Genomic DNA, 13,089 nt, shown 5'->3' on the forward strand with positions numbered 1-13,089 from the left:
AAATATGTTTAGTAAAATTATCCAATATGTATGGCTTGTTTCTTTTATTTACTAAAACGTAATAGTTTTATATTTGGTTGATAAAAAACTACTACATGTTTAAAAATACAAACTATAATTTTATAAATTAGCAACTCTTATTTTTAAATTATTTTAGAAGATTTTATGGCAGCAGATAAAGAAAAAGAAGCGAAATTAAAAGCGCTTCAACTTACACTAGATAAGTTAGACAAAACCTACGGTAAAGGTACGGTAATGAAGATGGGGGATAGTCAAATTGAAGATGTAGAAGCAATATCTTCTGGATCTTTGGGTTTAGATTTAGCATTGGGTGTAGGTGGTTATCCTAGAGGTAGAATTATTGAAATTTACGGACCGGAATCTTCTGGAAAAACAACCTTAACTATTCATGCAATTGCAGAAGCACAAAAAGCTGGAGGAATTGCAGCATTTATTGATGCAGAACACGCTTTTGATCGTTTTTATGCTGAAAATTTAGGTGTAGATGTTGATAATCTTATTATTTCACAACCAGATCATGGTGAGCAAGCATTAGAAATTGCAGACAATTTAATCCGATCAGGTGCTATTGACATAGTTGTTATTGATTCTGTAGCAGCATTAACTCCTAAATCTGAGATTGAGGGAGAAATGGGGGATTCAAAAATGGGATTACATGCCCGTTTAATGTCACAAGCACTGCGTAAATTAACCTCTACAATTAGCAAGACAAATTGTACGGTATTTTTTATCAATCAGTTACGTGAGAAAATTGGTGTTATGTTTGGAAATCCCGAGACCACTACTGGTGGTAATGCCTTGAAATTTTATGCCTCTGTTCGTTTAGATATTCGCAGAAGAACACAGATTAAAGATGGGGATAGAGTAATAGGAAACAGCACGAAAGTAAAAGTTGTGAAAAACAAAGTAGCACCACCATTCCAACAAGCAGAGTTTGATATCATGTATGGGGCAGGAATATCTAAAGTAGGAGAAATTTTAGATATAGGTGTGGAGTACGGTATTATTAAAAAAAGCGGCTCTTGGTTTAGTTATGGTGATACAAAACTTGGGCAAGGTAGAGATTCTGTAAAAGGAGTTATCAAGGACAATCCGGAACTTATGGAAGAACTCGAAAATAAAATTAAAGAAGCTATCGAAAATCAAGAGTAGTTTATATATACATTAGAGATTCTTTCAAAATTAAAGCTGCTGTATTTACTATAGCAGCTTTTGGTTTATTACGCGATTAATTACTGCAGTATATGAGTATTATTTATATTTCAAAAAACCTTCAACTACAGCCCATTGAAAAATCTGATACAGCAGCACTTTACAAGCTAATGCAAAAGGTTTATATTCCTGCATATGCCAATTTTTGGAGGGATAAAGGGGAGTGGTATCTCCAAGAGCAATATTCTGAAAGTAACATTCAGCGAGAAATAAACGAAGAATATTGTTCTTACTATTTTATTCTCTACCAAGGAAAAAAAATAGGTAATTTTCGAATTAAATGGAATGCATCACTACCTCAATATTCTCATTTAAAATCTGTAAAATTACATCGAATTTATCTGCATCCAAAAGAACAAGGAAAGGGAATCGGCTCCCAGTTATTAGGTTGGTTGGAACAAGAGGCCATTGTAAAGAAATATAAAATTATATGGTTGGATGCGATGGATAAAAAATTAAATGCTTTAGAATTTTACAAAAAATTAGGGTACCAATACCATTCCCATTGTTTTTTAGATTTTCCTTTGATGTACGATAAATACCGTAAAATGGTACAGTTAATAAAAGTATTGGTCTAGACTCCTGTACTTCCAAAGCCACCAGTACCTCTTTCAGTATCCTCTAAAGTCAAGACTTCTATCCATTCTATTCGTTCGTGTTTTGCAATAACCAATTGTGCAATTCGTTCACCGTTATTAACCGTAAATTCTTCGGTAGATATGTTTATTAAAATTACACCAATTTCACCTCTGTAATCTGCATCTATAGTTCCCGGAGAATTTAATACTGTAATTCCTTTTTTAGCAGCCAATCCACTTCTTGGTCTCACTTGTGCCTCAAATCCACTGGTAGAGCGATGAATAATCCTGTTTTTACTATGGCTCGTTCCAATGGTTTTAATACAATTGGTGCCTCAATATTAGCTCTTATATCCATACCTGCAGCACCTATTGTTTCGTAGTTAGGAATTTGGTGCTGTGATTTGTTAATTATTTGTACTCTCATAGGTTTGTGTTTATGTCGTCAAATATAATAAGCTTATGTTTTAGATTGTCATTTCTATATTTATTAATTTAGCCACAAAAATATATTACCAAATGATAAGTAAACCAAAAATAGCTGTACTAGGAGGCGGAAGTTGGGCAACTGCTATTGTTAAAATGCTTTCTGAAAATTTGGAAATCATTGGATGGTATATGAGAAGTACATATGCTATTGAACACATAAAAAGAAACAAACACAATCCTAACTATCTTAGTTCTGCAGAATTGCATCCCGAACAATTAGATTTATCCGAAGATATTAACACTATTGTAAAAACATATGATATTTTGATTTTTGCAATTCCATCTGCTTTTTTAAAATCTGAATTAGATAAATTAACTATTTCTTTAGAGGATAAAATTATTTTTTCTGCTATAAAGGGTATTGTTCCAGAATCAGGACTAATAGTTGGAGAACACTTCCATGATCATTACAACATTCCTTTTGAAAATATTGGTGTATTGACAGGGCCATGTCATGCCGAGGAAGTTGCTATGGAAAGATTATCCTATTTAACTTTAGCATGCCAAGACGAAGACAAAGCAAAACAATTGAGTAATTTTATTGCAGGTAGGTACATTAAAACGAAGATATCAGATGATATCATTGGAACTGAATATGCTGCTATGTTAAAAAATATTTATGCCATTGCTGCAGGGATTGCCCACGGTTTGGGCTATGGTGATAATTTCCAGTCTGTACTAATGAGTAATGCTATTAGAGAAATGAAACGTTTTATTAAAAAGGTACACAAGATGAAGCGTAATATTAATAACTCTGCTTACCTAGGGGATTTATTGGTTACTGGATATTCAGTATTCAGTAGGAATAGAATGTTTGGTAACATGATAGGAAAGGGGTACACAGTAAAATCAGCAATGCTTGAAATGAGTATGGTAGCAGAGGGGTATTATGCTTCTAAAAGTGCTTATAACATAAAAAAAGAAAACGGTGCTAAAACTCCTATAATAGATACTGTTTTTAACATTCTTTACGACAAAAAAGAAGCGAAAGATGAGTTTAAAAAGTTAACAAATAGATTAGATTAGTTGTTTGTATTTGCACGTATTATACTTTTTACAAAGCAAGAATCCCTCACCAATCGCTCCTTATAATTAGCTGTGTGTTGCCGTTTTAACATAAACGATTTCAACAAATTTAATCTAAAATTTTGAATAACAAGTTTTTTTATAAATTAACTTGCAACTAATTTTTTTGTATAATTTTACAAAATAGTATTTTTTTAATACTATTGGTTTAAAATTTAACAAAATTATGAAAACAATACAAGAAGCTGTTGAGATAACGATAAGAAAAACACCATTTATAGAGGAAGCTTTAAATGAAAAGCTAATTAATGTTTCTTCCTTGGCTAGAGAGATTCTTCCTGAAGTTTCTAAATTGTTAAAGAAAGAGATAAAAGTTGGTGCTGTAATGATGGCAATCAATAGATTATCACCGATAAACGAATTGCGTATTCGAAAAAATATTAAAAAACTAGCACTTGACTTAGGAGATGTTATTGTTCGATCTGATTTATGCGATTTTACTTTTAAAAATACACCGTCTTTATTGCGAGAAATTGCTAAAATTTTAAGTAAATCTGCAGATAGTAATGACTATTTTTTAACGGTCTCTCAAGGAATTTTTGAAACAAATATTGTAACTAGTAAAAATTTACAACCCTTTGTGGAAGATATTTTTAAGAGCGAAATATTGATTAATAATGTAAATGATTTAGCTTCGATAACGATTAAACTTCCAAAAGATAATCTAGAACAATCGGGGGTATATTACTTTATTTTAAAACAGTTTGCTTGGGCAAATATTGCTGTTCAAGAAGTAATTTCGACAACCCATGAAATGACTATTGTAGTTAAAGAAAAAGATGTAAACGAAACTTTTGCTATTTTGATGGATTTAAAACTCAATTAGAGTCCCGATAATGATGAAAAAAAAAGATCCGTATGCTTCCTTGCGTTTCAAGGAATTTAATATTTTTTTGTTGGTTCGATTTGCATTGGTTTTTGCATGGTCTATGCAATTTATTATCATCGAATGGCAGGTCTATTCTATTACCCAAGACCCATGGAGTCTTGGTTTAATAGGTGCTTTTGAATTTATTCCTGCTTTTTCTATGGCCTTATTTGCCGGTCATGTCGTAGATCAGAAAGAAAAAAGAAATTTATTAGCACTTTGTATAGCTTTATTTTCTTTAATTAGTTTGGGTTTATACGGACTAACAAACCCTGCAATCGTTGATGGCTGGAATACCAATTATGTATTGTATTCCATTTATGCATTGGTTTTTTTGGTGGTTTTTTACGATCGTTTTTTGGACCAACCATTTTTTCATTGATAGCCTTGATTGTTCCTAAAAAATTATACCCAAATGCTGCTACATGGAGCAGCACTACTTGGCAAATAGCTAGTGTTTTAGGACCTGCATTTGCTGGGTATACCATATATTTGCTTGGGGTACACAATTCTCTTCGTATAGTTTTTGCTCTCGTCATGGTCGCGTTGTTTTTGGTGTTTTTTATAAAACGAAAACCAATTATGAACCCTAAGAAAGGAGAGCCAATTGTAAAAAGTTTAAAAGAGGGTATTTCATTTGTATTTAAAACCAAAGCCATACTAGGGGCTATTACTTTAGACATGATATCCGTTTTATTTGGTGGAGCGATTGCACTGCTACCAGTTTTTGCACAAGACATTTTAGAGGTGGGTGCCAAAGGATTTGGGGTATTGAGAGCCGCACCAGCTGCCGGAGCAATTTTAACGATGTTAATAACAGCTTATATTCCTATAAGCAAGAATGCTGGGATGAAATTACTAGCGGCTATTTTTGGTTTTGGTATTTGTATTATTGTCTTTGGTCTTTCTTCTATTTTTTGGATTTCTCTTGCAGCTTTATTCTTTAGTGGAGTTACCGATGGAATTTCCATGGTTATTCGACAGACTATATTACAATTGAAAACTCCAGATCACATGCGAGGAAGGGTTTCTTCAGTGAATTCTATGTTTGTCGGTTCCTCTAATGAATTAGGAGCGTTTGAAAGTGGTTTAACAGCCAAACTAATGGGTACAGTTACCGCAGTTGTTTTTGGTGGAACAATGACTTTAATAACTGTAATTTCTACTGGGATATTAAATCCAACATTGCGAAACTTAGATTTGACAAAAGATCTGGAGGAGCACGAAAAAATGGAAGGTTAATTACTCTTTTGCATTTTGGTAAAAAGATCCCATAAAACAACGCCACAACTAACGGCAATATTTAAAGAATGCTTGGTGCCAAGTTGTGGGATTTCAATACACAGGTCCGATGCTGTAACTACTTCTTGTTGAACTCCTTTTACTTCGTTACCAAAAACTACTGCATATTTTTGTTTTTTTTCGGGATAAAAAGTGTCTAACATTGTACTTTGTTCTGCCTGTTCTATACTCAATACTTTTATGCCGTCTTTTTTAAGTTTGGTTAGAAGAGAAAGTGTGTCTGTTATATATTCCCAGGCTACCGATTCTGTTGCTCCAAGAGCAGTTTTATGAATTTCTTTGTTTGGTGGAGTAGCAGTGATGCCACATAAATATATTTTTTCGATTAAAAAAGCATCTGAAGTTCTAAAAACAGCGCCAACATTATTTAAACTTCTAATATTGTCTAAAATTACAATAATTGGTGTTTTACTAGATTGTTTAAATTCCTCTACGCTTTTGCGTCCTAGTTCGTTATTTCTAAGTTTTCTCATTCTGTTAGGCCAATGGAAACAGCAAAAATTTATATTGCTGAAAAAGTAAGTATCTGGATAGCTTTGTTCCTTTTAACCAAATAATTAATTGAATTATTTAACAAGACTATCTCTTTTTTCTATCTTCGCAAAACTAACAGAAAAATTCCAAAAACTTGGCAAAAACAAAGGCAAAAAAGATAACTCCATTAATGCAACAATACAACGGAATTAAGGTTAAATATCCGGATGCAATGCTTTTGTTTCGAGTAGGAGATTTTTATGAAACCTTTGGAGAAGATGCAATAAAAGCCTCTGAAATTTTAGGAATTATTTTAACCAAACGCGGTGCAGGAAGTGAAAGCGAAACTGCATTGGCTGGTTTTCCACATCATTCTCTTAATACGTATTTGCCCAAGCTTGTAAAAGCTGGATTACGCGTGGCTATTTGCGATCAGTTAGAAGATCCGAAAATGACGAAAAAGATTGTTAAAAGAGGCGTCACAGAATTGGTGACACCCGGCGTTGCATTAAATGATGATATTTTACAATCTAAAGCCAATAACTTTTTGGCAGCCATTCATTTTGGTAAAAAAAAGTTAGGCATATCTTTTCTCGATGTATCTACGGGAGAATTTTTAGTGGCAGAGGGAGATTCTGAATACCTCGATAAACTATTACAAAACTTTTCACCAAGTGAGATTTTAGTACAGAAACAACACAAACAGCAATTTTTTGAATTGTTTCCAAATACCTATCACGCTTTCTATCTGGAAGACTGGATCTTTCAAGAAGATTATGGCTATGAATCTCTTTCTAACCATTTCAGGGTTAAAAATTTAAAAGGTTTTGGTGTGGAAGATTTAGTGCATGGAGTAATTGCGGGAGGTGCAATAATGTATTACTTATCCCAAACACAGCACAAACAATTAGAACATATTCAATCTATCAGTAGAATTGCCGAAGACCGCTATGTGTGGATGGATCGCTTTACGATTAAAAATCTAGAGTTGTACGGCGGTAATTCTGAAAATTCCGTTTCTTTATTAGCTGTTATAGATAAAACTATTTCTCCGATGGGAAGTAGATTGCTTAAACGTTGGTTAGCATTGCCTTTAAAAGATCTTAAGGCTATTCAACAAAGGCAAGAAATGGTTAAGTTTTTTATAGACCAAGATTCCTTTTTAGAAAGTGTCACATATCAATTAAGGCAGATTTCTGATATTGAAAGACTTATTTCGAAAGTTGCCACAGGTAAAGTTTCTCCCAGAGAAACGGTGCTTCTAAAAAATTCTCTTCAAGCCATTTTACCTATTAAAGATATAGCGGAAAAAAGCAAAAATATTGCGGTAAAAGGAATAGGAGAGCGAATAAACGATTGCAAGAATGTAATCGATCGTATTGCAAAGACTCTTTACGAGGATGCTCCTGTACATATTTCAAAAGGTAATGCAATTGCAGATGGTGTGTCTGAAGAACTAGATGCACTTAGAGCAATTTCAAATTCTGGAAAAGAGTATTTGGATGCTATGTTGAGTAGAGAGACCGAGCGAACAGGGATCTCCAGTTTAAAAATTGCTTTTAACAACGTATTTGGGTATTATATTGAAGTGAGAAATACCCATAAAGATAAAGTTCCTGAAGAATGGATTCGCAAGCAAACGCTTGTGAATGCCGAACGGTATATTACTGAAGAATTAAAAGAGTACGAGACTAAAATTTTAGGAGCTGAAGATAAAATACAACAGTTAGAAGCTGAAATTTTTTCCGAGCTGATACATTACATTATAAATTTTGTAGCGCCTATTCAGGAAAATGCTCAGCTAGTTGCCCAGATTGATTGTTTGTTATCGTTTGCAACCCTAGCAATTGCAAATAATTACGTACGACCTGTGGTCGATATGACAACGGATATTGAAATAAAAAATGGAAGGCACCCTGTTATTGAGAAGCAGCTTCCTATCGGCGAAGATTACATTGCAAACGATGTTGTTTTGAACCGAACACAACAGCAAGTAATCATGATAACCGGACCCAATATGTCTGGTAAATCTGCTATTTTAAGGCAAACTGCTTTGATTGTTTTATTAGCGCAGATGGGCTGTTATGTTCCCGCTCAAAATGCACGTATCGGGCTGGTAGATAAAATATTTACTCGCGTAGGGGCTAGTGATAATATTTCTATGGGAGAATCTACTTTCATGGTTGAAATGAATGAAACAGCCTCTATATTGAACAATATTTCAGATCGTAGTTTGGTTCTCTTGGATGAAATAGGAAGAGGAACCTCAACTTATGACGGTATATCCATTGCCTGGGCGATAGCAGAGTATTTACACGAACACCCAACTAATGCTAAAACATTGTTTGCTACCCATTATCATGAATTGAATGAAATGACCACTACTTTCGAACGAATCAAAAACTTTAATGTTTCTGTTAAGGAATTAGACGACAGTATCATTTTTTTAAGAAAGCTCGTCTCGGGAGGGAGTAATCACAGTTTTGGAATTCACGTTGCAAAATTAGCAGGAATGCCAAGTATGGTTATACGTAAAGCAAATAAAATTTTAAAGCAGCTAGAAGAAAATCATACGCAAAAAGAAGTTAAGGATACCCTAAAAAATGTACAATCGGAAGATATGCAGCTTAGTTTTTTCCAATTAGACGACCCTTTACTAGAAGATTTACGAGAGGAAATAGTAGCGACCAATATAGACACGCTCACTCCAATTGAGGCCCTTATGAAACTGAATGAAATTAAACGGATGTTGGTAAAGAAATAACTTATTTTTATTTATATGTCGGCATCAAATTATTGGGATACCAAAGAGGATATAAGTTTTAAACGGATTAATAAGCTCGCAATACCGGCATTAATTGCTGGAGTGGCAGAACCACTTTTGTCTACTACCGATTTAGCAATTATTGGAAATATAAAAGTTATGCCAACAGAAAGTATTGCAGCTGTTGGAATAGTAGGTGCTTTTTTATCTATGTTGATATGGGTTTTTGGACAAACTCGTTCTGCGATTTCTTCCATAATATCGCAATATTTAGGAGCAGATAAATTAGAGGAAATAAGAGAACTACCTATTCAAGCAACAGTAATTGTTATCGCTACAAGTATTTTAATTTTAGCAATATCGTATCCTTTTGCTAGAGAAATTTTTCAATTTTACAATGCCAGTGATAGTATATTAGAATTTGCCATATCTTACTTTCGTATCAGAGCTTTTGGGTTTCCGATAACTTTATATCATTGCTGTTTTTGGTATTTTTAGAGGTTTGCAAAACACCTACTACCCAATGTTAATAGCCATTGTTGGGACTCTTGTTAACATAATTTTAGACCTACTCTTGGTGTATGGAATAGAAGGGTATATCCCTGCAATGAATATTCAAGGTGCTGCTTATGCAAGTGTGTCTGCACAAGTAGTTATGGCACTTATGGCCACCTATCTACTACTTACAAAAACCAATATTAGCTTGCGTTTCACGTTACCATTTCATCGAGAGGTTCGACATTTTATCATTTTGATTTCTAATTTATTTGTGCGTACAATCGCCTTAAATGTAGCTTTGTATTTTGCTACTTCTTATGCGACATCCTACGGCAAAGAATACATAGCAGCCTATACCATTGGCTTAAACCTATGGTTAATGGGGGCTTTTATGATTGATGGATATTCTAGTGCTGGAAATATTTTATCTGGCAAGTTACTAGGAGCAAAGGACTATACAACCCTATTGAAATTGGAAGAAGGTTAATTGTATATGGCTTCAGTTTTGGTACTGTACTTGCTATTTTAGGATTTGTTTTCTATGATTTTATCGGAAGTGTATTTTCTAAAGAGCCTGTAGTTTTAAAAGAATTTTATACTAGTTTCTGGGTAGTATTAGTGATGCAACCAATTTGTGCGATAGCTTTTATATACGATGGAATCTTTAAAGGTCTTGGAGAGGTAATATATCTGCGTAACGTATTATTAGTTGCTACAGCCATAGTTTTCATTCCTGTTTTACTATTTTTAGACCACCAGGATTTAAAATTATATGCGATATGGGGAGCATTTTTTGCATGGATTGTAGCTAGGAGTATTCCATTAATTTTAATCTTCCGTAATAAATTCTCTTCCGTGGCAGAAGTAAAATAGTTGTTACCACTATAAATTACTCTTTAAATTGCCTATTTTTGCGGAAAATTTGTAACCATGCGTACCAATAGAACTAACGGAAGCTTGTATACCCATATTGATCGTAATATTGCTGTAATTGAATTTGGTCATACGGCTAGTAATTCTTTTCCCAGTGAACTTTTAGAAAGATTAGCTAACGAATTTGAGACCTTGTCTAGAAATGATCAAGTGGCAATCATTGTGTTAAAATCTGAAGGAGACAGAGCTTTTTGTGCTGGTGCATCTTTTGATGAATTAGTAGCTATTGACAGTTTAGAACAGGGAAAGATATTCTTTTCTGGTTTTGCCAATGTAATTAATGCAATGCGCAAGTGTTCGAAATTAATTATTGGAAGAGTTCAAGGAAAAACCGTTGGAGGAGGCGTCGGTTTAGCGGCAGCTTGTGATTATGTTTTAGCTACCGAACACGCAGCAATTAAATTATCTGAGTTTACTATAGGTATAGGTCCATTTGTGATAGCACCAGTTGTAAAACGAAAAGTAGGTGTGAGCGGATTAGCAGATTTAACCCTAGACGCAACTACTTGGAAAAATGCCTATTGGGCCAAAGAAAAAGGGCTATATGCAAGGGTTTTTGAGAATATTGCAGATATGGATAAGGAATTAGCGATATTTACAGAAAAACTAGCTTCCTACAATCCTGATGCTTTACAGGAAATGAAAAAAGCCTTGTGGTTAGGAACAGAGGATTGGGATGCTTTATTAATGGAACGAGCCGAAACTTCTGGTAAATTAGTACTATCCGATTTTACTAAAAAAGCTTTGGCAAAGTTTAAAAAGTAAATTCTCCTATTTTCCTAGTTTTTATGTGTCAATTACTTCGTTTTTTGCAGCTTATAGATTGTAGTTGTCAAACAAATTCGTAATTTTGCCGAATTAATAAAAACAACTACGATGGATAATTATTTATTTCTTTTTTAGCAGTAGCTTTAGTAGTAGTATATTTTTATAATAAATATAGAAATAGAAGATAAACTATTTCACAAATGATTAATGATGAGTGCTATAAGAATTACAAAACAATTCTCTTTTGAAACCGGTCATGCTTTGCATGGATATGATGGAAAGTGTAAAAACATTCACGGACATAGCTATAAATTGGCCGTAACTGTTATTGGAAATCCAATCGAAGATACAACGCATCCTAAATACGGTATGGTTATCGATTTTGGCGATTTGAAAAAATTGTAAAAGAGGAAATTGTAGACCTTTTTGATCACGCGACAATTTTTAATAAAAACACACCACATTTCGAATTAGCAAACAACTTGCAAAACATGGGATTGGATGTTGTTTTGGTAGATTATCAGCCAACGAGTGAGATGATGGTGATTGATTTTGCAGCAAAAATAACTGCACGTCTTCCAGAACATATTGCATTACATTCTTTAAAACTGCAAGAAACAGAGACCTGTTATGCAGAATGGTACGCTTCCGATAATTAAGGTCACATTTGTAGTGTCTTGCTTTTTTATCTACAAATAGTCTGTTCCGGATAAACAGTTTCTTACTGTTGGTTAATTCCCTAATTGAATAATTGTAAACACAAACTCTGGCTAGAACCCGATAATAACAGTATCTTATTTGTTGCTATCTATTTTGCCATTATAAGCATTCATGGTATTTGCTAAACCTCCATTTATAAAAGATGCAATTGCACTTACTGAGGTCGGAATACGCTCTATTAGGGCACTTTCTTCTTCTTTACTCCATTTTCCTAAGACAAAGTCGACCTGACGTCCTTTAGAATAAGTTGCGCCTACACCAAACCTAAATCTTGGATAGTTACTCGAGTTTAATTTTTCTTGTATATCTTTCAATCCATTGTGCCCTCCTGCACTTCCTTTGGCTTTTATGCGTATGCTACCAAAGTCAATATGAATATCGTCTGTAATAATCAGTATATTTTCTGTTTTAATCTTTTCCTTTTGCATCCAATATGCAACAGCTTTTCCACTTAAATTCATGTAGGTACTTGGTTTGAGAACTACAACAGTTTTCCCCTTTATTTTCAAGGATGCAACAGCACCTAACTTTTCGGTCTCAAAAGTACTTTCGTATTCTTTTACAAAAGCATCTGCAACTTTAAAACCTATATTATGACGGGTATTGTCGTATTTTTCACCAACATTACCTAAACCTACGATTAAAAATTTTTTCATATTATTTTCTTCTTTTGCGATCGTTTTACTTTTAGTACCAAAAAAGGAATATAAAAAAGATTTTATATGTATACTTATAAAATAAAAAAGCGCTACACAAGGTAACGCTTTTGATTAGAAGTCTTAAATTCTTAAGATTCTGTTTCTTCTGTTGCCGCTTTTGCAGCGTTACGAGACATACGAACTTGCGCTACTACTGTATTGTCTGGGTGTAAAATATTATAGTTGTCATTTTTTAGAGCGGTAACATATAACTTATTACCAATTTCTAATTCTGTAATATCAGCCTCGATAAAATCAGGTAAGTTAGCTGGTAAAGCTTTCACTTTTAGTTTTCTTACGTTATGACGTAAAGCACCACCAACCATAACTCCTTTAGATGTTCCCACTAAACGTACAGGGATTTCCATAGTAACTTCTTTGTCTTCGAATAATTGATAAAAATCAACATGCAAAATTTTGTCTGTTACTGGGTGGAATTGAATATCTTGCAAAACCGCATTATATTTAGTTCCTCCTAAAACAATCGTAGCAGTATAAACGTTTGGAGTATACACTAGGTTTTTGAATGCTAATTCTTCTGCTGAAAAGTGTACAGGTTTGTCTCCTCCGTATAATACGCAAGGAACCTTTCCAGCATTACGTAAGGCTTTAGTAGCTACTTTACCTACGCTTTCTCTTTGAGATCCATTGATTGTAATTGATTTCATTACTTTGTTT

General features: G+C 33.8%; 12 protein-coding genes and 3 pseudogenes. 11 read left to right on the forward strand and 4 right to left on the reverse strand.

The features are described from left to right. The first annotated feature begins 165 nt into the window (after positions 1 to 165). Together recA and BSU00_RS07275 are read left to right on the forward strand one after the other, a co-directional pair. Positions 166 to 1,173: a recombinase RecA gene (gene recA, locus BSU00_RS07270; protein WP_105003767.1), complete on the forward strand. Its 1,008-nt coding sequence runs from the start codon at positions 166 to 168 to the stop codon at positions 1,171 to 1,173. A 92-nt stretch (positions 1,174 to 1,265) separates the two neighbouring features. Further along, positions 1,266 to 1,811, forward strand: a complete 546-nt coding sequence (locus BSU00_RS07275) for a GNAT family N-acetyltransferase (RefSeq protein ID WP_233188637.1) — start codon at positions 1,266 to 1,268, stop codon at positions 1,809 to 1,811. Here the strand turns inward: BSU00_RS07275 and dut are convergent. Then, positions 1,808 to 2,238: pseudogene (gene dut, locus BSU00_RS07280) on the reverse strand (dUTP diphosphatase). The gene BSU00_RS07275 and the pseudogene dut sit on opposite strands and share 4 nt — an antisense overlap. 92 nt (positions 2,239 to 2,330) lie before the next feature. Here dut and BSU00_RS07285 point away from each other — a divergent pair. The 3 genes and pseudogenes from BSU00_RS07285 (at position 2,331) to BSU00_RS07295 (ending at position 5,496) form a co-directional block, all read left to right on the forward strand. Next, the gene (locus BSU00_RS07285) at positions 2,331 to 3,326 is read left to right on the forward strand and encodes an NAD(P)H-dependent glycerol-3-phosphate dehydrogenase (protein WP_105003768.1); all 996 of its coding nucleotides are present in this window, start codon (positions 2,331 to 2,333) and stop codon (positions 3,324 to 3,326) included. 226 nt (positions 3,327 to 3,552) lie between these two features. Continuing rightward, positions 3,553 to 4,212, forward strand: coding sequence for a hypothetical protein (locus tag BSU00_RS07290; RefSeq protein WP_105003769.1), 660 nt, complete (start codon positions 3,553 to 3,555; stop codon positions 4,210 to 4,212). 13 nt (positions 4,213 to 4,225) lie between these two features. Further along, a pseudogene (locus BSU00_RS07295) lies at positions 4,226 to 5,496 on the forward strand (MFS transporter). On the opposite strand, the gene BSU00_RS07300 reads toward BSU00_RS07295, so the two are convergent. Continuing rightward, the gene (locus tag BSU00_RS07300) at positions 5,493 to 6,029 is read right to left on the reverse strand and encodes an RNA methyltransferase (RefSeq protein WP_105003770.1); all 537 of its coding nucleotides are present in this window, start codon (positions 6,027 to 6,029) and stop codon (positions 5,493 to 5,495) included. The pseudogene BSU00_RS07295 and the gene BSU00_RS07300 sit on opposite strands and share 4 nt — an antisense overlap. 155 nt (positions 6,030 to 6,184) lie before the next feature. On the opposite strand from BSU00_RS07300, the gene mutS reads away from it, so the two are divergent. The 6 genes and pseudogenes from mutS to BSU00_RS07320 all read left to right on the forward strand — a co-directional run bounded on the left by mutS (position 6,185) and on the right by BSU00_RS07320 (position 11,652). Beyond that, on the forward strand, positions 6,185 to 8,794 hold the full coding sequence (gene mutS / locus BSU00_RS07305) for a DNA mismatch repair protein MutS (RefSeq protein ID WP_105003771.1): 2,610 nt from the start codon (positions 6,185 to 6,187) through the stop codon (positions 8,792 to 8,794). A 15-nt stretch (positions 8,795 to 8,809) separates the two neighbouring features. Beyond that, on the forward strand, positions 8,810 to 9,292 hold the full coding sequence (locus tag BSU00_RS13975) for an MATE family efflux transporter (protein WP_369820288.1): 483 nt from the start codon (positions 8,810 to 8,812) through the stop codon (positions 9,290 to 9,292). A gap of 25 nt (positions 9,293 to 9,317) precedes the next feature. Further along, complete coding sequence (locus BSU00_RS13980; RefSeq protein WP_369820289.1) at positions 9,318 to 9,779, forward strand: hypothetical protein; 462 nt, start codon at positions 9,318 to 9,320, stop codon at positions 9,777 to 9,779. 35 nt (positions 9,780 to 9,814) lie between these two features. Then, positions 9,815 to 10,165, forward strand: coding sequence for a hypothetical protein (locus BSU00_RS13985; RefSeq protein WP_369820302.1), 351 nt, complete (start codon positions 9,815 to 9,817; stop codon positions 10,163 to 10,165). A gap of 57 nt (positions 10,166 to 10,222) precedes the next feature. Further along, complete coding sequence (locus BSU00_RS07315) at positions 10,223 to 10,990, forward strand: enoyl-CoA hydratase/isomerase family protein (RefSeq protein WP_105003772.1); 768 nt, start codon at positions 10,223 to 10,225, stop codon at positions 10,988 to 10,990. A gap of 213 nt (positions 10,991 to 11,203) precedes the next feature. Then, positions 11,204 to 11,652 (forward strand): annotated as a pseudogene (locus BSU00_RS07320) (6-pyruvoyl tetrahydropterin synthase family protein). A 135-nt stretch (positions 11,653 to 11,787) separates the two neighbouring features. Here BSU00_RS07320 and pth read toward each other — a convergent pair. Both pth and BSU00_RS07330 read right to left on the reverse strand, forming a co-directional pair. Further along, positions 11,788 to 12,369, reverse strand: coding sequence for an aminoacyl-tRNA hydrolase (pth, locus tag BSU00_RS07325; protein WP_199176772.1), 582 nt, complete (start codon positions 12,367 to 12,369; stop codon positions 11,788 to 11,790). 131 nt (positions 12,370 to 12,500) lie between these two features. Then, a complete protein-coding gene (locus BSU00_RS07330; RefSeq protein ID WP_105003774.1) occupies positions 12,501 to 13,079 on the reverse strand; it encodes a 50S ribosomal protein L25/general stress protein Ctc in 579 nt (192 codons plus the stop codon). Positions 13,080 to 13,089 lie beyond the last annotated feature (10 nt).

It is taken from the genome of Tenacibaculum sp. SG-28 (assembly GCF_002954385.1).
Classification (GTDB): Bacteria; Bacteroidota; Bacteroidia; order Flavobacteriales; family Flavobacteriaceae; genus Polaribacter.